The following is a 25,187-nucleotide window of genomic DNA, read 5'->3' as shown; positions in this document are numbered from 1 at the left end:
TTTCACCTAACGTCATATTCAAATAAATAACAAGTCAGCATACTATTCTAGCCTCGTCTATTCTAGCTTGATTTATTTTCATGTACATAAAGAAGGTTTTATAAATATTATATACAATATTCTCTAATATATAAAGATATAAAATCTATGCTATAATTGATGTAACGTTATTTTAAATGAATAAAAAAGATAAAGGGTGATTTATTATGTTATCTTTAGAAACTTTCAAAAAATATTGCCTAAGCAAAAAAGGCGTTACAGAGTGTTTCCCTTTTGATGATGAAACACTAGTTTTTAAGGTTGGCTCTAAAATGTTTGCCTTAACAAATATCAATAAACCAATACTCGAAATTAACTTAAAATGTGAGCCTTTTATGTCCCTGGATTTACGTAGAGACTTTGCTTCAATTATTCCAGGGTACCATATGAATAAAAAACATTGGAACACTATAATTCTTGATGGTTCAATTTCTGATGATAAAATCCTCTTTCTAGTGGATTTATCTTTCGACCTTGTATATACTGGATTAAAGAAAAGTGAAAAAGAAGAACTAGAATAGGCCAAGCAATTAATAATTGCTTCGTGCCCCAGATAACGACAGGAGGGTCTTTAATGAAAATGATTTTTTTTGATACAGAAACTACTGGTATAAGACCAGGAAGCATATGTCAGTTAAGTTACATACTTGTTGATACTAGCTATAAACCTATAAAAACAATAGGTAAAAATACATTCTTTACGGTAGACTACGTAGAACCTTCCGCCGAAGATGTACATGGTTTTAGTGTAGATGCATTGTTTGCACTAAGCGATGGCAAAACTTTTGAAGATTCTTATGAAGATTTTATTGATGATTTTATTAATGCAGATATTCTTATAGGACACAATGTTAATTTTGATATAAAATTTTTAACTCACGAGCTCAAAAATTGTGGACATACTCTAAATCCTAACCATATTTTTTGTACAATGAAATATTATAAAGACATATGCAAACTTTACTCTGCACGTGGAGGCTATAAAAATCCAAAATTATCAGAAGCCATTACCTTCCTTGAATTAAATGAAAATGAAATAAATTTAAAAAGTAATGAATATTTTGGAGATACTGCAAATTTTCATGATGCTAGATTTGATACTACTGCAACCTATTTGCTAGTTACGGAAGGAATTAAAAAAGGTTTTATCCCTAAACATTACTTTTCGCAGCTTGCTAAGTAATTTTTAAGGGCATATAATGTGCTATTACAATTTACGAGTTTTTTCTTGGATTCTGCTATAACTAAAAGGATATATCGCTAAAAATGCATTCACATCGGTAAGTAATTCTAAAATTTATTTTATTTACAGCTACTAAAAAATACTAACTCGCTAACGCTCAAACAAGTATTTTTCTTAACGTAGCTATAAATAAAATAAATTGTGAATTACTAGACCTTGTTCAAATGCATTTTACGCAATATATCCTTTTGTTAGCAGCATCCAAGAAAAAACAATAAAGTTCAAAAATTATATTCACTATAGTACTACTAACTTTATCCATATTAGGAAATGATGCAGGAATATTAAGCTTCTAATATTCCTTGAATTTTATCTCTAACTTCACTTGGTAAGTCACCTCTTAATGCTCTTTCTAATAAAGTAGGCTTCTTTATCTCATATAATAGAAGATAATCTTCTATCATCTTCACTTTTACCTCTCTGCTAGGAATTAATTGATAAATTACATACCAGTCTTCTAAAGAACTCAATGGTATATTTACTCCATTAATTTTTTTATATTCTGAAATAGAAGTATGATTAAAGAGGTATTCATATATTCCATTCTTGTAATTAATGCTAAGTCCTGCCATAAGATCAATATCAACTCCATGGACAACATATTCGTAAAAATATTTTGTAGAATATGTATCTGATTTTTCCCTGACTTTCTTTTCGCCAATACTTTTTAAAATTTTATCTGCTTTTTCAATATCATTTAAATCTACTAAAATATCAATATCATTAGGATTGTCTATAAGTCCATAATGATGCAATAATATAGATGCACCTACAGCCCATACAACTCCATTTTCATTTAATTTTTCACCAATATAACTTAAAGCTTCAAAAATCATTTCTTCCCCCTAATTAACTAAATATTGTTTTCATTATTATTAATAGGACGTTATTCTGTCTTTTCAAAGAGTTTCTGAAACCTATTCCACATATCTCCATTAGCTTTTTTAAGATTTACAACTCTAAATTTTTCATTAACAAAAGCATGAGTTGTACTGCCTTTAGCTAAAATTTTTCCATCTTTTTCTCTAATAACATTATAATTAAATATTACTTTAGCACCATTTAATTCTTTCATAAATGTTTGAATTATAATTATGTCCTCATATTTTGCCCCTTCTATGTACCTACAAGAGCTCTCTACTACTGGTAACATAATATTATTTTCTTCCATTTCTTTATAGGTCATCCCTATTTCTGTTATATATTCCCCTCTACCTACTTCAAACCAAGCATAGTAATTTGAATGATGCACTATTCCCATTTGATCTGTTTCTACATACCTTACTTTTAATTTTGTTTCATTAATGTACATGTCATTTCTCCTATCTGCATAAATATTAGGACACCTCTCTTAAATAGATCAAAGTCGTGTTTGCCTCCATATAATAATCCTTTTAGAACGTATATGTTTTTTCTTAGATTATGCTAACAAAAGTATATATTGCGTAAAATGCGTTTGAATTATTTGGCTAAGTGAACGCATTTCTAGCAATATATACTTGACCTTATAGCATAATCTAAGAAAAAACGCTTAATTCATAAAAGCATTAGAAATCATATATTATACCATCACAAAATACGCTCTTAATAACTCTATTATCTACATAAATCTGAATTGTATCACCTTTTTTCAAGTACAACTCTACAGGTAAATTAAGTTCATAAGTAAAATTCCCTGATTTTATTTTTAGTTTTGTCTTGTGAACATGGTTTCTTAAGGATAAATCAGCAAGGTCTGCGCCTAATAACAAACCCTGTCCTGAGGATATACTATCAATTTGTATTCTTGGATAATCAATGATTTTTGCAACCATAGGAATATGATTTTCTAATTTTTCACTATTAATATAATCTATTTCCTCATCTATAATTATAGAGTTATTTTCAATTACAACATTACTAATATCAATCAAAAAATACGCATTAATTTGTTCTTTTTTAATACTTTTATAATAAAAATTTTCTTCATACCGTAATATTCTAAGATATACCAGTTTTAATAATTCATCATAAGTATTATCTTTGAATTTACCAAATTCTTTAATTATTATATTGTCTATACTTTTAGTTAATCTAAGTTCATTGATTTTACCTAAAATATTTTTACAGCCTAAAAACCCAGCTAATTCAGATTTAATCTTATTTATATTAAAATCGTTATCTGAAAGCTTTACATCTGTACTAGCAACCATAAATACATTTGTATATTGAGGATATGCTGATTGAATAAATCCTAAATATTTTCTATTTCTATCATATACATTAAATGGCATATAAAGTCACTTCCTTGTAAATTATTATTTTATTATATACATAAAATACTCCATATTAGTATTATACACACTATTTAAAATTCATAAATACAAATTTTATAAATTATTATTTTATTTGGTTAATTAAAAATAAAAAAGTATTTATAATGATTTTTTGGTACAAATATTTTCATGATATTAGGGTTATATTAATATAAGCAGTCCGAAAATTAAACTATAATACTGGCTAATTGTTTTTTCAAGGCTACTTTATCAATTAATATAAAAGGAGGAATATTTATGGACAATAATAAAAGTCATATGAAAACTGATAAAAAAACTAATGCAGAACTTAGAAAAATGTTCCCTCAAAGTGGTGGGGATATAGGAATTGAGAATGGCGAAAAAATAGATGCAAATAATGACAAATTAACAAAGCGTTCCAAATTATCTCATAACAAATAGTATTTTATCACCACAGTCATAAGGAGCAGATAACCAACGGATTTTTGGTTATCTGCTCACATCATTTATTTGCAACTTTATTTTCGACCTTTGTCTTTTATAAATATCAATATAGCAATAATAGATATGTATGCAATATTAAACAATGTTACCTTCGGAATAATATATCCAAGAAAAGCTCTTCTGTGTACTTCGCCTCCAATTTTTAAACATAAGTAAATTACAATAGGAACTGTAAACCAATAAACCTTCTTTTTATCTTTTACTTTTAATATATAACTTAAAATATATGTAATTGAATACTGATAATTTGCTAAGGTCCTAAATATAGCCATGCTCCATAAAAACAAAAATACAAAACGAAAGCTATTTAGTACCGATAAATTTACTCCTTCTGTTACTAGTAAAACCGGCCATAATGCTTTAGAAGTAACCTTATATCCTAAAGAATAGATACATATAGAAGTTATCCAAGTATAAATCACCATAATTAAAAAAGTAGATTTAAACACTACTGATTTAATTTTATCTTTATTTCTCATAAAAGGATAAATTAAAAACATTCCCTCTATTCCACCATAAGCATAAGCGGATTCAAGGCTTGCCTTTAAAATATTCTTATACCCGCTTCCAAAAACAGGAATAAAATTCAGATAATTACCACGTTGTAAGGCTATTGATAACGTTAATACTGACATCACCACAGCATAAAGAGCAATTATATTTATTCTTGCCAATACTTTTACCCCTTTAAGATCTAAATAAGTAGCTAATAATATAGCCGGAATAAAAATCTTTATTGGTGTTAAAAAAGTTGTTGCATAAGTCCTATAAACATTACTCATTCCAGACGCAATCGCTATCAAATATATACCAAACTGAGCCATAAATAAAATGTTGCATATGTTCCCAAGAATTACCCCTAAATATTTTTTACTTAAAACCAATATATCCTCATTGGGGTGTTTTTTTACATAATAGATAGCTAACAAAGCCAAAAATAGCGGATATAGTCCACCAAGAAGCACTGAAATCCATCCATCCTGTTTAGCATCCTGTACTACTCCATTGGGTAATGATAAAAGACCTATGCTGGTTACGAACCCCACTACCATTGCTATGCATTCGACCTCTTCTAACAAGTTATTTTTTACTTTCTCCATTTTTTTCTCCATCTGTACTTTAGTACTGCCCTATTCCCATCTTATCTATTTCCACTTTTACATTTACTTTAATATCTGCATTACTCACCTCTTTGTTCCAATCAACGCCGGTTTCCCTGCCATATTTGGCTGCAGCAACCATTCCTAAGTTTAAGCAATCTATTTTATAAACATTCTTCATTTTATTAAGAAAACCATAACACATATTCTCTATTTTTTTTTCCATGAGTTCTTCAAATTCACTTTGATTTTCTTTTTTCATATCTTTGTATAACGTATTATTTATGATGTCTCCCTTAAAATCTAACTCAATAATGAATTCATATTTTCCTTCTGTCTTATTACATTTCACCTTCCTTTTAACTATTGCATCATAATTAATGTACTTATCTGGGCCTTCCTGCAAACTTAAAATCCCTTTTCCTTTTTTTTCTCTAAGCATATTCATAATTTTACTTTCCTCCATAGGTATTACATAAGCCATTTTATCTCCTTTAAATAAAGCCATACCTGTAATACAAATCTTTTCATCTTTTATTTCTAGGTAAGGGAGCACTAAATTTTCTCCTTCCGAATCCAATGCTACATATATATTCCACAGACTATAGTTTATAGATAAAAAATTATAGTCTATGGAATTTCGAATAATTCCTCCCATGTAATCTGCAGAACTAGGATACCCTTCAACCTTAAACCTCAATATATCTTCTGCCTTCCCTTTGCATACTGAAAAAAAGTCACTATCATTAGTTTTTGCATTGGCAAACAGTATATTTATTATATCCTTAATGCCATAGTTTGCCGCCTCTTCGCTTATTATAGCTATTTCTTCAGTTCCGATTATTATAGGTTTGCTAGAACTTAGTTGTCTTTGTTCCCTTGTTTCACCAATACTGCTCGCCTTTGCCTTTATATTGCTACTTCCTTGTTCTGTAATTTCTTCCTTTTTATCAGTGCTCTTTGCACCTTTTTTTTCCCTCTTGCTAAAATCATATATACTAAAAGGAATGCTATATTGAACATTACCATTTAACTCCTTTACAATATCATACCCAAATCCCGCGGCTATGTTTAGCTGCTCCATAGGAACTACATTTAATTTTTCTGCATAAACGGGAAATATAAGGGCCACTAAACACATAATTATTATTTTTTTCTTTTTCAAAAGGTATCACCTTCTATTTCTTCATACTTATCTTATATTTAGTACTCTCCTCTTCCTACTTTATCCACATGAACCTTTACATTTACCACAATGTCAGAGTTAGAAACAATATCATCCCAATCTACCCCTGTATCTCTTCCATATTTCGCTGCAGCCACCCATCCTAGTTGCAGGCAATCCACTTTATATTCATTTTTCATCTTATATAAAAAAGTAGCACACATTTCTTTAACTTTTTTTGACATGTCTTCTTCAAACTTTTTAATTACCTTAGTATCTCCTGCCATATTTTTATATAGTGTATTGTTAATAATTTCTCCTTCTAAATTTAAGTCAATAATAAATTTATATTTATCACCTATTTTCATACATTTAATTTTTCTTTTAGATTGAGCCTCATAATTTACATACTTTCCTGATTTGTCTTGTATAGTTAATATGCCTTTCACCTTATTTTCCCGTAGCATATTCATTATTTTTGTATCATTCATATCCAAAATAGCAGCAAGCTTATCCTTTTTAAAAACTCCCATTCCTGTTATTTTAATTCCATCATCCATTATTTCAATATATGGGCTAACTATATTTTTTCCTTCTGCATCCATTGATAATATTGCATTTTTAAAAAAATAGTTTTCCTTGAAAAAATTGTAGTTTGATAAATTTTTAATCATATCGCTTATATAGTCTGCTGAATTATCATATCCTGGGATTGTATATTTAAAATATTCTTCATTTCTACCTTTGCATACCACTAAAAATGAATTGTCATTAACCACAGGATTTTTAAAATTAACGTCCATTAAAGCTCTTATTCCATATTCAGCATACCCCTCCTCTACTAAATAAATTTTTGAAAGCCCTAAAAAAAATTTTTTCCCTAGTTTTTTTTGTCTATCTTCTCTTGTCTTGCCAATAGTACTGCCTACACCATTACTTAATATACTTTCCACACTCTCATCTTGTTTATATTCATTAGCAGTGGTAGAAACCCTATATATTATATCCCCTTCACTATTTTTATCTATACCCATTCCTACCCCCACAGAGATACCCAAATCCTCCACACTTAGTGAGCCCATTTTTTTACCGGTAAAAAATACAAGAAAGAAAGTGCTACATAAAAAAACAATAAATATTATATTCATATATTTTTTCATTTTGCACCTCCTTTTTTTATCCATATTAAAATTGTGATGAGGGTTATATATATTAAATTATATATAGTACTGATAGGAGATGTATATTTTGTAATTTCGTCCAACGATACCTTATCTCCATAATAGGTCTTTGCAATGATAATAACAGAAGCAGCAATAACTACATATATTATTCTTTTGCTTTTTATTTTTTTAATATCCTCTAAAATAAAAACGCACACATAATTAAAAATCGCCACAGATTTAATGGCTATAATTATCCAGAAAAATATAAAAACATATGTGAAATTATTTATTATCTCAACCTTTACTCCTACTGTCACTGTAAGAAAACTCCATATTGTTTTAGGAATGATATCTTTTCCTATATAATATATGGTTACAAAAGTAATCCAGGTATAGATAATAGCAGTAATTCCTACTGCCTTTAAAGCGGATGCCTTTATCTTGCTACTATCATTTATAAATGGATAAATTAAAAATATAAGCTCCATTAATGAGTAATCATAAACGCAACTCAGGCTTCCTTTTAAAATATTTATAATACCTGTTCCAAATATTGGACTTATATTTAAATAGCTTCCTTGCTTTAAAATAGAAATAGTAGGGATTATAATTCCTAGCACCATCCAAAAGGTTATGGAACCTATCCTTCCCATCACTTTAATTCCTTTACTAGCCGCGTATGCTCCTATAAAAAACAAAATTACATAAATTTTTAGTGGAGTTAAATTAGGCATTACCTCTGTTCTTGTAATAATCCCAATTGTTGAAATCAAGGGTGGAAAATAACTAAAAAAGCTTAGTAAAAAAAGAAAATTTAATATGGTTCCAAAGGTCTTACCTAGGTATCTTTTGCTCAGCAATAAAATATTTTCCTTAGGAAATTTACCGCTAACATATATAGCTAAAAGTGCTACATATAGTGGATATATAGCCCCTATTATTACAGAAATCCACCCATCCTGTTTTGCAGCCTCCACTACATCATTAGGTAAACTTGCCGCCGTTACATCAAGCATAATTCCTATTAATAAAAATGTAACTTCATTTGGAGTTAGTAGATTTTTCTTTTCTATCTGCATCCTTAATAATCTCCTCTACCCTGTAAATCCACCTTAACCTTTACATTTACTTTAATATCTGCATTGGAAGCCACTTCATTCCAATCAATACCTTTTTGCCTTCCATACTTGGCGGCAGCTTCTCTTCCCAGTTCAATACAATCAAGCTTATAATCATTTTGCATTACCTTTATAAAATCATAACATCCACTCTCTATACTTTTTGCCATGTCTTTTTCAAATTCTTTTTGTATGTTTATATTTTTTATCATATCAACATACATTTCATTATTAGAAACTGTACCTGTGAAGGCTAAATCAATAATGAAACTATATTTATCCCCTTGCCTATAACATTTCACTTTTCTTTTGCCAGTTTTTGCATCAAAATCAATATATTCCTTAGAATTCTTTTGCAGTGAAACTCGCCCTTTAACTCCATCATTTTTCAATAAATTAAGAGTTCTACCGTTTTTTACATCTGCAAGTTCTACCATTTTATCCTCATTAAAAATTGCTAAGCCAGTAATTTCTATTCCTTCTTCTGTTATATCTATATATGGAAGAACTAGATTTCTACCCTCCGCTCCAATCCTCACATATGCATCAATTAACTTATAATTATTAGAAAAAAAACTGTAATCGCCATAATTTTCTATAAGCCCACCTATATACTCTGAAGCACTGATATACCCCTTTTTCTGATATTTCAAGTAATCCTCTGCTTTTCCTTTACATATTGCCATATAAGCCATATCATTTGCTTCTGCATTTCTAAATCTATCCTCGATCATTGTTTTTAAACCATATCTTGCATACTCCTCACTAATTAAAATTACGTGTTCATGTCCTTGGACAAACTTTTTATCCATCTTTTTTTGCCTTTGTTGAATTACTTCTCCTAAACTTTTACCTTCATCTTTAAATAGCAAATTTACTTGGGCACCACTTGATTTGTAAATATTAGTACTAATTGGTATGCTATATTCCATAGTATCTTCACCTTTTCTATCTATATCATAGCCAATGCCATTAATAATTGTGACCTCTTCAATAGGAACCCTACCCTGTCCAAGCATAATAAACACATAAGTAAGTACACCGATGATTATGATAGCGTATTTTTTCTTGTTCAAGCTTTCGCACCTCCCTTGAAAAAAATAAATACAGCAATAGCCGTCATATAGAATAAATTAAATATGATATAGAAAGGCATGATATTTTCACTAATGTTTTGTCTACTTATTTCATTGCCATATATAACTGCCAAATATACAAGAAGTGGATAAATTAAAAAGTAAATTTTTTTCATCTCCATTTTAGGTTGAAAATCTTTTAAAATATATATACTTGCGTATCCGTTAATGCTCATACTGCTAAATGCAATTAAACTCCAAAAAGTCATAAAAATATATTTATAATTATTGATTACTGATACTGTTACACTACCCATCACCAATAAAAGTGACCAATAGTTTTTGGACACAATATCCGGTCCTAAATAATAAGTGGTTATAAATACACTCCATACATAAAGAACTATACCTATAGCTACACTTATAAGAGAAGAGACCAACATCTTATTTTTCTCTTTAAGAAAAGGATAAATAATTAAAATTATTTCTGCTCCTCCATAACTAAAAGCTGATTTCACACTTCCCTTTATTATTGAACTAATACCAGAACCAAATATAGGGGAAATATTTGTCATGTTCGCATCTCGCAGTGCTACTACAGTTGACAAAAGTAGAATTATTGTAAAATAAAAAGAAATTTCACTAATTCTCCCTACCACCTTCACCCCTCTAGAAGCCACATAAATAATGCAGATAAAAAGTATAGCTATTATTTTAAAAGGAGTTAAAAATCCCATTATATAATTTCGCATTAGGTTGGTATAATAACTAGCTACCATGGATGCAATAAATATAAAATAAGTCCCGAAAATTAAATTTAAAATAGTTCCAATTATTTTACCAAAATATTTTTTGCTTAATATTAATATACTATCACTCGGAAATTTTTTGCTTATATAGCTAGCTAGGATGACAATATACAATGGATATATTCCTCCTATTAAAGTGGAAATCCATCCATCCTGATGAGCAACTTCTACCACAGCATTTGGAAGCGATAAAACACCAACTCCAACAATGCTACCAAATATAATAAGGGCAAACTGACTTACTGTTAAGTAATTTTGTTTTTTATTAGAGCCTCCTTGCATTTTATCCACTACCTTTTTTTCTTAAACTTATTCCTAAAATCCGTCTGCCTTATTGGATCTCCATGGGGAATCGCCTCTGGCCGTTTATTCATCTTCCACAAGGGTGCTCTAATAAAGGTGTCCTTCATATCACCTTTATGAAACTCAAAATATGGTACACCTAGGCTATCTAAAGAGGAAAGATGAGCTAAAATTAAAAACCATCCTACAGCTATTCCAAATATACCCATAATGTTCGCTAATATAAGCATGGGAAACCTTAACAATCGAATAGAAAGAGACATATCATAATTAGGGATTAAGAAGGTAGTTATTACCGTAATTCCCACTATAAGCAAGGTAGTGGGGCTCACCATTCTTGATCTAATTGCGGTATCACCTATAATAATACCACCTACCAAACTTAAGGTTTGAGCTATTTTAGTAGGTAGCCTTAAGCCGCCCTCTCTTAAAAACTCCACAACTACTTCCATAGCCATAATCTCTAAAAATGGAGTTAAAGCAATTCCTACCCTTGATTGAACAATAGGGGTTACAAATTTTATAGGTATAAGTTCTACATTAAACTTTATTAATGTTAAATAAATAGAAGGCAGGGTAACAACAATAATTGCCGCCAAAATCCTAAGAAGTCTTGCAAAAGAAGCTACAATAACTCTTTGAGTATAATCCTCTGTGGCCTGGAAAAATTGCATGAATGTTGCTGGATACAATAGCACCAACGGTGTTCCTTCTATAAGAAGAATTATTCGCCCTTCTAACATATTTCCAATAGCTCTATCTGGTCTTTCTGTACCATAAGCCTGTGGAAAAATGGTATATGCATAGTCTTCAATATATTGCTCAAGCTTTCCCGCTGAAAGTACAGAATCTACATCAACGGCTTCTATCCTCTTTTTTAATTCTCCCAATACCTGTTTATCTACTACATCGTCTATATAAACCATTGCCACGTCACTCTGAAGTCTTTTTCCTAAATTAAACAACTCAATGTTAAGATTCTTATCCTTGACTTTTCTTCGAATAAGGCTAATATTTACTTCTAAATTTTCTACAAAACCATCTCTTGGACCTTTTGCTGCTGTTTCATTCATAGGCTCCATAATAGCCCTCTGTTGTCCCCCTGTAGTGTCAGCTATTATCACTTCTAACGCGCCATTTATCACCACTGCAGTTTTTCCTCTTTTAAGATGATCAACAACTACATTTAAATCGAGTTCTACCAATGTGTTGCTCATGGAAATATATCTTTTACATAGATAATCTCCTATATTTGCCCTTCCATTTAAATTTTCTCCTATATGAATCATCAGAGGATTTAATATGTCTCTATCAATAATATCCTTGTTTGTAATTCCATTGACATATATAATAGCAGCTTCCAAAGGTTCATCCATACCAATATAAAAATGCTTTACCACCATAGGACTTTGCTTGCCAAGCCCCTCTCTAATTAAATCAATATTTCCATTTAGATCTCCATTTTCCATTGCAATTACCATCCCCTTTTCTCATAGATAAGTATAATTAGAATTACTAATAATTTGATTCCATTTTCATTTTTATATTACATAGTTTCTCTTATTTTATCTAAAATATCCACTTTTATTTTTCCTAGGTTAATTTTAACTATTTACTAACTCCAATAATAGATTTTATCTCTTAAAAGTAATATAAGAGCACTAGATACTTACTGCGTAACAGTATTATATCCAGTGCTCTTATATATAAATTTCGAATAATTGCCTTAATATTATGTTAAATATTAAAAAAAACAAAAACCCTATAAGATTAAATTCTTATAGGGTGTAAATTACTTATTTAAACTATTTTCTAAAAGATGGTTTGTTATTTTGTTGTTTTCTTGCTTTTCTACACTCAGCACATCTTTGTGGTTCATTTTCAAATCCTTTTTCTTTGTAGAAATCTTGTTCACCCTCAGTGAATACGAATTCTTTTCCACAGTCTTTACAAATTAAATTTTTGTCTGCCATTTTAAATATTCCCCCTTTTATTTGAAAATTAAGATCTAAATTTGATTAACAATAATTTCCTAAACAAAAGAGAATATGTTGTTTATCAGATTAGATTCTTCTACATAGTAATTTTTTATTACTATTATATACTTATATTAACATATTTAATAAATACTTACAATACATTTTTTAATATATTTATATATTATATCTAATTTTTTTAATCAAATATTGCCACCTAAAAATCACGTTTCCCTGTTTGTTTCCAATTGAAATATGATAACACTGTGATTTTATGAATATATGTCAGAAAATTCAATATTTATCCTTTCTACATTACTGTGAATGGATGCAGCTACTTCTTCTCTAACATAAGATTGTTCCTCTACTACTACCACTGGGAATTCAATTATAAATTCACTTCCAATCCCAACACTGCTTTCCAAATTAATTGTTCCCTTATGTAGTTCTACAATTGCTTTTACAAGTGAAAGCCCAATTCCGCTTCCCTCTGCTTCTCTCCTTAAAGTAGAATCCACTTGTGTAAATCTATCAAATACTTTTTCCTTCATATCTATTGGTATTCCTATACCAGTGTCTTTTACAGAAATCAGTATACTTTCCACTTTATCATATATGCTCACCATTATAGTTCCCCCACATTTTGTAAATTTTATAGAGTTAGAAAGTAAGTTTAACATAACTCTTTCAAGTTTTTCTGCATCACAGGAAACTATTCTCTCTTCTATTTCTGTATCAAATATAAGTTGAATTCCTTTGCTCTCTACATATTCTGCAATAGAAAGCGTTATATTTTCTACCACACTTACAATATTATAATTTTTATACTCCATATGCATAAACCCGGAATCAAACTTGTTAATATCAATTAAATTATTAATTAATTTTACCAGTCTAAAGCAATTTTGCTTAGATATATTCATATACTTCTTTAGTTTTTCATGATTAGTACAAAATTTTTCCTGACAAAAAGTTTTATCTATTAATTGAACAACACCTAATATTATATTTAAAGGTGTTTTCAATTCATGAGATATAGTACTAAAAAATTGATCCTTTATGTTTTCATATTCCTTTGCTTTTTCTATTAAGTTTTCTTTTATCTTAACTTCCTTCTGCAATTCATCTATTTGTATTTTTTCAGTAATATCTCTAAAGTTCCAAACCGTACCACTTGATTTATATTCTATTATTAGCGGTTGAACTAATAGTTCAACTACTCTTCCATCTTTGAAATTAATAAAGTTTATTTCACTTTGCAAAGCATTAAGTTTTGCTTTTATACTTTTATCAAGCTCATTTGGATCTATTAATTGGTTTTTAGCATGATTAATCATTTCTATATTATTATTTCTCTGTAAAATTTCTTCAGACATTCCCCACATCTTAGCGAATTTATTGTTATTGTTAATTTTTCGTCCATCTTTATCCACAACTAAAATACCATCCCCAGTTGAATCTAATATAGCTTGAAGTATTTTCTTTTCTTTTACTATCTCTTTTTTTACTGTTATAAATTTCAAAATATTTGTAAAAAGGAAAAATATAATAAGTATTAAAACAATAACTATAAAAATAATATGAACATATAGCGTCCTATTCAATTTTATCCCCCTTTTGGTACAATAATCTCTTTATTATATAATTACACATAAATACATTTTTCCCTCTATTTATAACTTAAAATAAAACTAAATAATCATCAAAAACCGTATGTTCCTTTTTATGTGTTTCTATCTTATCTGTTTCCATATCAATAATAGACGTGTTTGGCCCCTCCCTAATAGTAGAAGTAATTAAATAACGACTGTTTATACACTCCTTTGGATATCCTAATTTTTTTCCATAATTATAATCAATATTACCATTTATAATTTCTTTCACTTTTAATTGCTTATTAGAAATAAGGCTTTTTCGAAAAATAACTTTATACTTACCATCTAAATTCCAAGAATAATCGGAAGAACTTATAAATGCATCACCCTCACATTCTGAAAGTAATTTAATTGTCTTTTTTTCAAGGCTTTCCTTATTTAATATAATCATAGCATCACTATTTTCTTTTCCAAACTTATTTACTTCATAATAAATATTGTCTTTATCTACTCCAGAAAAAAACTCATAACCATCAAGACCCTGAATTTCCATATCTACAAAGCTTAATTTTTCATAGCCACCCTCAATTTCACTAATGAATTTTTCTAGTGGTAAGTATTTAAGACTATCCCAGTAAAAAAATTGATCTTTTTTAGATTTTCTCCCTCTATGCACCTCATTATATATTTGCTCCTTGTCATAAGGTTCTAAATAATTTTCTTCATAAACCACACATTCTTCATTTTTTAAAGTGGTCTTAAAAAATACGGAGCGAAGTCCTCTTAAGAATGATTTATCCTCTACTTCAAAATTTTTACGGCTATTTACATTATAAAGTATGGCCTTTTCATATCCATAACTTTCAATTGGCGTTTCAAAACTCTCAAATTCTTCAAAGGTTAATTGATGTTCTTGCTTAAAAAACACTAAAAATTTATCCACATCTAATTTTTCTACTAACAAATTATCAAATCGCGTGTCCATTTCAAATTTAAATACTGATGTAATCTCAGAAGTATTTATGTTAACACTATTCAAAGTATATTCGTTAATTAAAAGCTGTTTTTTAACAGTAAGATAATAAAAGCCATTCTCGCCCTCCACTTCACTCTGCTGAAAAAAATCTAATAATATTTTTTCTTTACCTATATTAATATGGCTCATTTTATTATTTTCAATATCATAAGTGTAATAATTTATAATGTCTGAGTCTTTAAGCAAGTCATCAAAAACTTTTACTGTTTCCCTTAAAAAAAGTTTTCCTTCTAATTTACAAACAGGTTCTACCTCCTTATCTAACATTTTTTTTAAATCAATTATTTCCATAGTTTACTCCTTATTATCTTATTTATTATATATATTGTAATTATTTACATGTATTTATGTTTTATTCAAAAAAATATATATAATAAAAAATAACAAGTAAGTATGATAGCATACTTACTTGTTATTTTTTATGATATTCAAATTATAAGTTAAATTATCACCTAGGATACTACAAAATTTCCGTTTTTAAATACAGTTACTTCACTTCCATCCTCTGTAATACCTATTATTTGCAAGTCCTCCGTGCCAACCATAAAATCTTCATGCACAGTAGAATCATTAACTCCTGATTTTGAAAGTTCCTCATCACTTAAATTTTCACCATTTTTTATGCATACTGGATATGCTTTTCCGATAGCCAAATGACAAGAAGCATTTTCATCAAACAGTGTATTATAAAACAATATATTTGAATTTGATATGGGAGAATCATATGGTACTAATGCTACTTCACCCAGATAATGTGATCCTTCATCAGTTTCAATGATGCTCTTTAAAATGTCGTAACCTTTTTCTGCTTTGAAATCTACAATTTTCCCATCTTTAAAAGTAAGGGAGAATTTTTCAATTAGATTTCCATTATAGTTTAAAGGTTTTGAGCAAACTACTACTCCATTAACTCCAGTTTTTTTAGGAAGTGTAAATACCTCCTCAGTCGGCATATTAGCTATAAACTCCACGCCTTCTGGTGTGTATTCTGATCCTCCAAGCCATAAATGATTTTCTGGAAGTTCAATGACAAGATCAGTGCCCAATGAATTCTTATATTTTAGATATTTAAAGTTATTCCCATTTAAAAAGTCCATGCTTTTCTTTAGATTGCTTTTGTGCGTTTCCCATGAAGCAACAGGGTCAATTGTATCTACCCTTACTGTTTTAAATATAGAGTCCCAAAGTTTTTCCACTGCTTCTTCCTCTGATAATTCTGGGAAAACTTTTTTTGCCCAGGCTATAGTTGGAATTGATGCAACACACCAAACATTTCTATTGCTCATAAGCCTATCTCTATATTCCTTTATTGCATTACTTGCTGCTTTATGTGATTTTGCCATTCTCTCAGGATTAACTTCCTTCATAAGCTCAGGGTCAGAGGCTGAAATACTTAAAAAAGCAGCTCCCTTGCGTACATTTGACACATAAAAATCTCTCTGCCAGTCTGGATATTCTTCAAAAACCTCTTCTGGAGCATGCATGAATTTTATTTTTGAAGACAATTCATCCCTCCAATTTATAACTACCTCCCTAGCACCTTCAACATAAGCAATTTTAGATAGGGTTCTAGTAAAGGAGGCACACTCTATGGGAGAATTGATTACAAGTGTTTGATCCTTTTGAATATTAATCCCTGTTTTCACCAATAAAAGAGCATATTTTTCTAATAATTCATTTTTCACAATAAAACTCCTCCTTCTACAATTTAGATACGAGTCATCTGAAATAAACTAACTACTATCATTTAAAATCCCTAATTTAAGTAATAATATAAAATCTAATTATGATATTCTAACATATACTTCGAGAGAATAATACCACAAAAGGTCATTTTAGGTATTTAATATTAGATTACTTATTAAAGATAATGAATAAGTCATTTATCTACTGATAGTAATACAAATCACTTCAAATATTGACAAATATTTCATGTATGGTAGTATAGTTTGTAAATATATATTTATAAATACTCATTTGTAAATAATATACATATATTTATAGATTGGAGATTAAATATGAAAAGTTACAAAGACCTAAACATATCTAGCAAAATAATTCTAGTTATGTCTTTAGTTTTATCGGTGTGTTTCTTGGGTATATTTTCCATACTACTAAACAATATTTATAAGCAAAGTCTTACTCAAGCTGAAAACATTGCAATTGAGACCTCACATAGATATTCTATGGAGATTCAGAATATTTTTAATGAAAAAGTAGTAATTGCACAAACTATGGCAAGTAACATAGAAACCCTTAGAAACAAGCGTCAAATTACCAGGGAACAAGTTATAGAAATTGAAAAACACATATTGAAAAAAACGCCTTCCATATTTGGAGTTGGAGTTTTTTATGAGCCAAATGCATTTGATGGAAAAGATATTAATTATACCAAAAATAAATCACAGGAATTTATATATGGCAAAAAGGGCTTATTTAAACCATATGTATCAAGAAGTGGAACTGGATATGCAGTAGAATCAGGTTTTCCAGATAACAGCACAAAAGAGGAAATGGAATGGTATGATTCTGTAAAAGAAAGGAACAAAACTTATTTAAGTGAACCAGGTAATTATACAATAGATAATAAAGATGTGATGATTTCGCAAGTTGTTGTTCCAATAATTAAAGATGATAATACCTTTGCCGGTGTTATTGTTCTAGATGTTGGAGTATCTGACTTACAAATACTAGCATCTAAAATAAAGCCTATGGGAGGATATGTTGAAATAAATAGCCAAAATGGAATTTATGCAGCACAACCCCTAAATTCCAAGCTTATACTTCAAAATCCATTAGAGAAAGATAAAAATTGGAAAACTATACTTAATACTATTGATAATAATAAGAATTACATGAACTTTGAAACTTCAAGTCTCCTAAAAACAAAGGTACTTAGGGTAACAGTCCCAATTTCAATTCAGGGTTCTGATATAAAATGGGCTTTTTCAAGTGTTATACCTAAGAATAATATATTAGTTGATTATAATAAAATGCTTAGTATTTGTTTGATTACAGGTATTATCTCATTGATTTTATTAATAACTATAATAATATTTAGCGTACATAAGATAACAAAGCCATTATCACAAACCTTAAAAATATTAGATAGAATGTCCGAGGGAGATTTAAGCATTAATATAGATGATTCATATAAAACTAATGATGAGATTGGAAAAATGATGACAGCCCTGGATACTACAATAATAAAACTTAGAAGCATAATTTCAAATGTAGTAAATAAATCATCTGAAATAGAAGATGTATTTAAAGCTGTTCAAGTTTCTATGGACAATCTTATTGTACAAACGGATGAAACTTCAGCAACTGTTGAAGAACTTGCAGCAGGTATGGAAGAAACCGCTGCCTCAGCAGAGGAGATGAATGCATCTACAAGTGAGATGCAAATTAATGTGTTAAATATGAAAACTAGAACAGATGGAGGTCAGGTAGCTTCACAAAAAATAAAGCTAAGGGCAGAAGAACTTAAAAATAATGCACTCCATTCTTCTAAAAAAGCTTATGACCTATATAATGAAACAAAAGATGTTTTATCTTTAGCAATAGAAAAATCTCAATCTGTAGAAAAAATAAATGTTCTTTCAGACTCGATACTTAAAATATCATCTCAAACTAATCTTTTAGCTCTAAATGCCGCAATTGAAGCTGCAAGAGCTGGAGAAGTTGGGCGTGGATTTGCAGTTGTTGCAGATGAAATAAGAAAGCTTGCAGAGCAGTCAAAATCTACTGTAAGTGAAATTCAAAACGTAACCTCTGTAGTTGTAGAATCTGTACGTGACCTTTCAACAAGCTCTGAACAAATATTAAATTTTATTGATAGTCAAGTGTTAAACGATTATAAAGAAATGGTTAATACAGGTGAAACTTATAATACCGATTCAAAATTTATAGGTAGCTTTGTTACATCAGTAGGAACAAAGATGGATGACCTTTCAACCTCCATAGATGGAATAGTTACTGCAATAAATGAGGTAACTGAAACTGTAAATCACGGAGCACAGGGTACACAATCGATTTCCGAAAAAACCTATGGAATACTTGAAAACATAAATAGAGTAAATGAGCTTGTTAAGAAGAGCGCACAAAGCACCAAAAATCTAAAAGAAGTTGTGTCTATATTTAAAATATAAAAAATACTCTTTCTTGCAATATTTAGAGATTTATTTTCTCCATTATTGCCAAGAAAGAGTATTTTTATTTAGTTTACACTAAATTGTTTATAGGCTATCTAATATTCTATTTGTCTATTTTTTATTACGCCTAAGAACCATAATCAGATAAAAAACCACCAACTAATAGCCCCCATGTATGAGCCATTTGCATTATTATTTCATTTTTACCTAATACCTTCATATATTTTTTTTCTTCCCCTATTTCTTTTAAAGAATCGTATAATAATGCTTCCCCTGCACCTGATTCTAAATTGTAAGACAGTGCTGATACTATAAATCCTATTACAAAGCCCCAAAAACTATTTGAATATATTAATATAATAGCAGCTATTAATGTGCTGATTCTCCCACATATTCTACTAGCTTTTCTTCCCCAAATATCTGCTACTGCTCCAGTAGGTATTTCCATTAGAAATGAAGTTATGTGGAATATAGCCTCTACCAAACCAACTTCCGTTAAAGATAAACCTTTTGATGCTAAATATATCATCCATATTCCGCGTGTAAGATCAAATCTATTAATAAAAGTAAATATATAATTTTTAAATACATTTTTTCTTAATTTATTTTTATATTCCATTTTGCCCCCCCACTATTAAAAGTTTTCTATTTCCATCCACCTTTCAATGGATTTATCTAATTGTTCTTTGATTTTTTCTTTTTCTCCACCTAATTCTAACAATTTTTCATATTCACGGCCATTTTGATTCATTTCAATATCTATCTCTTTAAGTTTTGATTCAAGCTCTTGTATTCTACTTTCTAAGGTTTCTACTTCTCTTAGCTTATTATTGCTTGTTTGTTTTTGATTGTTTTCTTTATTCTTTGACTTTTTCTCTTTTTCCTTATTAGGGGTCTCTATTTTATTTCGCTTAAATTCATTTTTCTTTTCTTTGTAATATTCATAATTTCCCTGGTAACTTACAATCTTTTTATCTTCTATTTCACATATTCTTATCGCAAGTTTGTTTATGAAAAATCTATCATGAGATATAAATAATATAGTTCCACTAAACTCCATTAGAGCTTCTTCAAGGTTCTCTCTTGAATCTATATCCAAATGATTTGTAGGTTCATCAAGTATCAAAAGATTTATGTCATTTTGAATTAGCATGCAAAGCTTAAGTCTACTTTTTTCTCCTCCTGATAGATTTTTAACCTTTTTAAAAACACTTTCTCCATAAAATAAAAACTTAGCAAGTATTCCTCTAGCTGGACCTTCTAAAATAAACATATCCTCTCTAAAAGTATCAATCACGGTTAAATCTTCATTATTAAAAGTTATATTTTGAGGAAGATATCCTATTTTGGTGTTAGACCCTAACTTGACTTCGCCATAATCTGCCTGAACTTCACCTAAAAGCGTTTTTATAATAGTTGATTTACCGCTTCCATTATCTCCTAATAAAGCCGTACATTCACCATATCTAATCTCTAAATTTAAATCCTCTAATATTTCCTTTTGGTCAAAGCTTTTACATAAACCTTTAATACTTACTACATCCCTGCCAGATCTATCAGTCTCCGCAAAATCCAATTGAATTTTAGGTTGATTTATTAGAGGCTTATCGACTCTTACTACTTTATCTAATCTTTTTTGCATACTTGCTGCTCTTTTGAAAAACTTTTCGTTATCCGCCTGAATAGCCCATGCCCTTAGTTGTTTTATTGCTTTTTCCATAGCCTTTATTTTTTTCTGTTGATCTTTAAATGCTTCAAATTGTTCAAGAACCCTTCTTTCCTTTTCTTTGACGTAATAAGAATAATTACCATTATAAAATGATGTTTCGCCATCCTCAATTTCAACTATTTTTGTTACAACTCTATCCAAAAAATATCTATCATGTGAAATAACTATTACTGTGCCTTTGTACCCTTTAAGATAAGTTTCAAGCCATTCTATAGATGTTACGTCTAAATGATTTGAAGGTTCATCCAGAAGAAGTATATCTGGATTTTCAAGTAAAATTTTCCCTAATATCACAATAGTTTTTTCACCACCACTTAGACTTATAAATTCTCTACTTAAAAACTCCTCAGTAAACTTTAATCCAGTACATACCTTACTCATTTTTTCTTCTATTTCGTAACCACCTTTTGCTTCATAAAGTTCATTGAGTTCACCATATTTTCTTAATGCACATTCTAATTCACGGTCCTTTAAACTAGCCATTTGCACTTCTAATATTTTAAGTTCTCTATTTATTTGGTATTGAATTTTAAAAGCAATTTTTAAAACATCTATTACTTTAAACTGCTGCGGATAATCTGGTATTTGATGTAAATATCCTACAGTGGCATTTTTTCTTATGGATATGCTACCTTTATCTTGGCTTTCTAAACCCGCAATAATTTTGAAAACTGTAGTTTTACCACAACCATTTCTTCCTATTAAACCAACTCTTTCATCGCTTTGAACTTCAAAAGTAATACTTTCAAAAATCCTATTACCCCCAAAATATTTTTCTACTTCTTTTAACGCTAATTCTATCATTATTAATTCCTCCTCTATGTTTTCAATATGAATTTTTCTCTACAAAATAATAAAACCCCCGCAATAAATACTTGCCGGAGTTTTTGTGTTTTGATTTTAATCTAAATCAGATATACTAATTCATTATATAATCGCAGTAAAAAACCAGGCAAGATAGTCCTCACCTGGTTTCAAAATAACATAATTATAATGTATTTAAGGCAAAGATAACTCACTTCTTTTTAGTGATATATTCAATTTTGAACGGACTTCTCCCGTAAAATTGAAATCAGTATGTGTAATTACAGATAATGCCATTGGTAGTCTGTCTAAAATTGTATTTTCTAAAAAGAACTTAGCCATCATTTTCACCTCCGTATATTAAAAACTTAATAATTTAATATTACCATAAATTTTATTTAATATCAATAATGTAATTTTTTATTATTCTATAAGTTTAATAATTAGTCCTTTATAATTTTAATGAGCAAATCTCCTATGCCCACATTATATCCACTACAAGCATAGATTCCGTTTATGCAGTTATTATTAATATCCTTGCTGTTATTACAATTATTAGAAACAAGTACTAAAGGAAGCTTATCTGGTTCTAAATACATTCTTCTCGCTATGGTATTTACATTTTCAGAAAAATCATCAAAATAAGTTTTTATGATTGGGATTAATTCATACACTCTTTGTAGTGTTTTATTCTGCTTTGCAGAACTATCTCTTAGCACAAATATAATTTGTCCATTTATATTTGTAAAATCTTGTTGCCTTTCTATTATTTCGTTTAAGATATGCTCTGTGGGTTCTTTGCCTTCTTCTATCCATATAATGATGCTTTTTTCATCTTTTATTAAATCAGAGGCATTGATTATATTTCCATTGATATCCCTAAGATTAAAATCTTCAAGCTCATAATTCTCTAACATGTCTGAAATTTTTGAATCTCTAAGGCTTATATTTATAGATTTTGTTTCCTTATTTTTAACCTCAAAAGTATGCTTGTTCACAAATATGCTTCCATTAGGTAATCTGTTGGAGGTTAAAATTCTATAATGACCAGAAGGAACACTAATATTAGCTTTATTACCCGGTAGTATATCTTTACTTAAAACAAGGGTTCTGTACACCCCATTTTCTAATAATGCTATAGTCCAATTCTGATAGTACTTAAGCTTTATTTTATTGGTATTACTAATTATAACCTGCGAATTTACTGAGTTATATTTATCCTCTACCTTTATAAAGCCTCTGCGACTTTCATTGCAATATTTATAATATTCTATAGATAAATCACTACTATTTATCCTAGCAGGTATACCTATACTTCTGCATATAGCCACAAACAAAATCTTCTTAGATATAAGGCCTCCTCTTCCTATTTTAAGCATCTCTGCAGGTGTAGCATATAACTCTTCATAGTCATGCTCTGGGAGTTCTATTATATTTTTCTTAATATAATTCCATACCTTGGTAGGATTTTTTATAAAGCTATCTTTTAAATTGGTAGCAAAATAGTTAATAATAAACTGCTTAAAACCCGTAATTTTTTCCTTATATATTCTTGGACAAAGTACATAGTTAAAATATATTTCTTTAGGGTAATTTTTATCAAAACCATCAATACTATTAATGTGGGAATTTAATATGCTACATCTGCTGTCTACATAATCCTTCTTTGATAAACACATTAATAAATCTATCCTCTTTTTTAAGTCTTCATCATTATGATTACAATTTAAAAATTGTAATATTTCAGTATAGTTTCCCATAGCAGTTAATAGTATCTTTCTAATTTCACAATCATACTTACCTAAATATTCAATTTTATCTATATTCGCCATTATTTTATTATTCTTTTCTTCTCGAGCTCTATTGCAATATTCAAATCTCTTTTTTCCTTTGTCTTTTTCTTCTTCCGTTATGTTGTAGGGCAAGGCCCTTTTATCAACTGGAGGTACTATCTGAATCTGTTCTACTCCAATTTTTTCTTCGTACTCTACTGCATCATCAATGTTAAATATAATTTCCGTGGAAATTTTTGTATCAACCATTTTGTATATAAATCTGCCATTTTTAACCACATTAATAGCTATGGTTCCAAGTCCAATGTTTATGTGGGCTAATCCTTTTTCATCTGTGTACAATATTGCTACAGGTACTAATTCAGAATAATTAAGTATTTCAAATCTCACTATGGCTTTTTCTACAGGCATATTTTTTGAATTTAGAACCTTAACATAAAAAACTTTTGAATCAGCATATTTACTAATATTATTAATAGTGGTTACTGCCTTATTCTTTGATATTATATCCTCATTTTTGTAGTAATCAGAAAATGCTCTGCTGTGAATAACCATGGCTCTAGCTGCTGCTGAGGTAAACCAACCTTTGTCTAACGCAGGTTCTGGCTCGCATGCTCCGAGATAATGCCACCTTCCATCACACCATACTTCTACCCAAGCATGATTATCATCACAATGAGCCCATCTTGGGGTGTATATCTGCCTTGCTGGTATTCCCACGCTTCGAAGAGCGGTAACTGTAACCGTAGATTCTTCTCCACACCTTCCATATGAACATTTTAATACTGTAAGAGGTGAGGCTGTCCTTTCATCCGTTGATTTATATGTTGCATTCTCAGCGCACCAATAGTTAACTTCTAAAACCGCCTCATACATGCTTTTATTTTCTAATCTATGATATATCATATCATAAAATATTTTTCTACAGTCTTCTATATCCTCATTATTAATACGATAGTGAAGCACATAATTCAAAAAAATATCTTCAGGAATTTTAACAGCCCAAGGAGTATTTCCCCTTAAAAAAATAGCATGTTCAACATATTTGTAAAAAAGCTCAAAATCATAATTAGAGATGTCACTTAAAGGCATTTTAGAATATAAATATTCCATTAAAAACCTTTCCTCCTCCTTACATAAGGACAGCTTATAAAGTATATCCTTTTTTTTATATCCAAATAAGTCTAATGCCTCTATAAATCTATGATTTACATATTCTTTTACCTCACCTGTATATTCCATATTCCATCTCCTTTTACACATTCTATTGCTAATCCTATACTCATTCACTTGCCCATTTC

Annotated in this window: 22 protein-coding genes; 4 read left to right on the top strand and 18 right to left on the bottom strand. The window is 29.4% G+C overall.

Features of this window, described 5'->3' with window-relative positions; translation table 11 throughout:
* The first annotated feature begins 206 nt into the window (after nt 1–206).
* Nucleotides 207–560, top strand: coding sequence for an MmcQ/YjbR family DNA-binding protein (locus tag G9F70_RS06375; RefSeq protein WP_164945331.1), 354 nt, complete (start codon nt 207–209; stop codon nt 558–560).
* A gap of 53 nt (nt 561–613) precedes the next feature.
* Nucleotides 614–1,222, top strand: a complete 609-nt coding sequence (locus G9F70_RS06370; protein ID WP_164945330.1) for a 3'-5' exonuclease — start codon at nt 614–616, stop codon at nt 1,220–1,222.
* Between the two features lie 344 nt (nt 1,223–1,566).
* On the opposite strand, the gene G9F70_RS06365 is transcribed toward G9F70_RS06370, so the two are convergent.
* The 3 genes from G9F70_RS06365 to G9F70_RS06355 all read right to left on the bottom strand — a co-directional run bounded on the left by G9F70_RS06365 (nt 1,567) and on the right by G9F70_RS06355 (nt 3,555).
* Entirely contained in the window at nt 1,567–2,118 is a 552-nt protein-coding gene (locus G9F70_RS06365; RefSeq protein WP_164945329.1) for a nucleotidyltransferase family protein, read from the bottom strand.
* Between the two features lie 50 nt (nt 2,119–2,168).
* Nucleotides 2,169–2,594 carry an acyl-CoA thioesterase gene (locus G9F70_RS06360; protein ID WP_164945328.1) on the bottom strand — a complete coding sequence of 142 codons (426 nt, stop codon included), beginning with the start codon at nt 2,592–2,594 and terminating at the stop codon, nt 2,169–2,171.
* Between the two features lie 235 nt (nt 2,595–2,829).
* Nucleotides 2,830–3,555, bottom strand: coding sequence for a hypothetical protein (locus G9F70_RS06355; RefSeq protein WP_164945327.1), 726 nt, complete (start codon nt 3,553–3,555; stop codon nt 2,830–2,832).
* A 279-nt stretch (nt 3,556–3,834) separates the two neighbouring features.
* Between G9F70_RS06355 and G9F70_RS06350 the strand changes: the two genes are divergently transcribed.
* Entirely contained in the window at nt 3,835–3,999 is a 165-nt protein-coding gene (locus G9F70_RS06350; RefSeq protein ID WP_164945326.1) for a hypothetical protein, read from the top strand.
* 77 nt (nt 4,000–4,076) lie between these two features.
* Here the strand turns inward: G9F70_RS06350 and G9F70_RS06345 are convergent, their stop codons facing one another.
* The 11 genes from G9F70_RS06345 to G9F70_RS06295 all read right to left on the bottom strand — a co-directional run bounded on the left by G9F70_RS06345 (nt 4,077) and on the right by G9F70_RS06295 (nt 17,091).
* Nucleotides 4,077–5,162: an endospore germination permease gene (locus G9F70_RS06345; protein WP_164945325.1), complete on the bottom strand. Its 1,086-nt coding sequence runs from the start codon at nt 5,160–5,162 to the stop codon at nt 4,077–4,079.
* 19 nt (nt 5,163–5,181) lie between these two features.
* Nucleotides 5,182–6,327 carry a Ger(x)C family spore germination protein gene (locus G9F70_RS06340; RefSeq protein WP_164945324.1) on the bottom strand — a complete coding sequence of 382 codons (1,146 nt, stop codon included), beginning with the start codon at nt 6,325–6,327 and terminating at the stop codon, nt 5,182–5,184.
* A gap of 38 nt (nt 6,328–6,365) precedes the next feature.
* The gene (locus G9F70_RS06335) at nt 6,366–7,487 is read right to left on the bottom strand and encodes a Ger(x)C family spore germination protein (RefSeq protein WP_164945323.1); all 1,122 of its coding nucleotides are present in this window, start codon (nt 7,485–7,487) and stop codon (nt 6,366–6,368) included.
* Complete coding sequence (locus G9F70_RS06330; protein ID WP_164945322.1) at nt 7,484–8,572, bottom strand: endospore germination permease; 1,089 nt, start codon at nt 8,570–8,572, stop codon at nt 7,484–7,486. The genes G9F70_RS06335 and G9F70_RS06330 overlap by 4 nt, the downstream gene beginning before the upstream one ends.
* Nucleotides 8,573–8,574: 2 nt before the next feature.
* Nucleotides 8,575–9,687, bottom strand: coding sequence for a Ger(x)C family spore germination protein (locus G9F70_RS06325; RefSeq protein WP_164945321.1), 1,113 nt, complete (start codon nt 9,685–9,687; stop codon nt 8,575–8,577).
* The gene (locus tag G9F70_RS06320; protein ID WP_224617808.1) at nt 9,684–10,778 is read right to left on the bottom strand and encodes a GerAB/ArcD/ProY family transporter; all 1,095 of its coding nucleotides are present in this window, start codon (nt 10,776–10,778) and stop codon (nt 9,684–9,686) included. The genes G9F70_RS06325 and G9F70_RS06320 overlap by 4 nt, the downstream gene beginning before the upstream one ends.
* 8 nt (nt 10,779–10,786) lie before the next feature.
* Nucleotides 10,787–12,268, bottom strand: coding sequence for a spore germination protein (locus tag G9F70_RS06315; RefSeq protein WP_164945319.1), 1,482 nt, complete (start codon nt 12,266–12,268; stop codon nt 10,787–10,789).
* A 336-nt stretch (nt 12,269–12,604) separates the two neighbouring features.
* On the bottom strand, nt 12,605–12,772 hold the full coding sequence (locus tag G9F70_RS06310) for a zinc-ribbon domain-containing protein (protein ID WP_164945318.1): 168 nt from the start codon (nt 12,770–12,772) through the stop codon (nt 12,605–12,607).
* Nucleotides 12,773–13,047: 275 nt separating this feature from the next.
* Nucleotides 13,048–14,379: a sensor histidine kinase gene (locus G9F70_RS06305; protein ID WP_164945317.1), complete on the bottom strand. Its 1,332-nt coding sequence runs from the start codon at nt 14,377–14,379 to the stop codon at nt 13,048–13,050.
* A 76-nt stretch (nt 14,380–14,455) separates the two neighbouring features.
* Entirely contained in the window at nt 14,456–15,697 is a 1,242-nt protein-coding gene (locus G9F70_RS06300) for a hypothetical protein (protein ID WP_164945316.1), read from the bottom strand.
* Between the two features lie 161 nt (nt 15,698–15,858).
* Nucleotides 15,859–17,091 (bottom strand): aminopeptidase, encoded by a 1,233-nt coding sequence (locus tag G9F70_RS06295; RefSeq protein WP_202882627.1) that lies wholly within the window; start codon nt 17,089–17,091, stop codon nt 15,859–15,861.
* 333 nt (nt 17,092–17,424) lie between these two features.
* Here G9F70_RS06295 and G9F70_RS06290 point away from each other — a divergent pair, with 333 nt between their 5' ends.
* The gene (locus G9F70_RS06290; protein WP_164945315.1) at nt 17,425–19,557 is read left to right on the top strand and encodes a methyl-accepting chemotaxis protein; all 2,133 of its coding nucleotides are present in this window, start codon (nt 17,425–17,427) and stop codon (nt 19,555–19,557) included.
* A gap of 130 nt (nt 19,558–19,687) precedes the next feature.
* On the opposite strand, the gene G9F70_RS06285 is transcribed toward G9F70_RS06290, so the two are convergent.
* The 4 genes from G9F70_RS06285 to G9F70_RS06270 all read right to left on the bottom strand — a co-directional run bounded on the left by G9F70_RS06285 (nt 19,688) and on the right by G9F70_RS06270 (nt 25,128).
* Nucleotides 19,688–20,179, bottom strand: coding sequence for an MFS transporter (locus G9F70_RS06285; protein WP_164945314.1), 492 nt, complete (start codon nt 20,177–20,179; stop codon nt 19,688–19,690).
* Nucleotides 20,180–20,194: 15 nt separating this feature from the next.
* Entirely contained in the window at nt 20,195–22,093 is a 1,899-nt protein-coding gene (gene abc-f / locus G9F70_RS06280) for a ribosomal protection-like ABC-F family protein (protein WP_164945313.1), read from the bottom strand.
* A 195-nt stretch (nt 22,094–22,288) separates the two neighbouring features.
* Nucleotides 22,289–22,438, bottom strand: coding sequence for a hypothetical protein (locus G9F70_RS06275; RefSeq protein ID WP_224617452.1), 150 nt, complete (start codon nt 22,436–22,438; stop codon nt 22,289–22,291).
* 98 nt (nt 22,439–22,536) lie between these two features.
* On the bottom strand, nt 22,537–25,128 hold the full coding sequence (locus tag G9F70_RS06270) for a transglutaminase domain-containing protein (protein WP_164945311.1): 2,592 nt from the start codon (nt 25,126–25,128) through the stop codon (nt 22,537–22,539).
* Nucleotides 25,129–25,187: the final 59 nt, after the last annotated feature.

It is taken from the genome of Clostridium sp. FP1 (genome assembly GCF_011065975.2).
In the GTDB taxonomy this organism is placed as follows: Bacteria; Bacillota; Clostridia; order Clostridiales; family Clostridiaceae; genus Clostridium_AD; species Clostridium_AD tagluense.
This window is presented reverse-complemented; position numbering and strand designations above follow the sequence as displayed.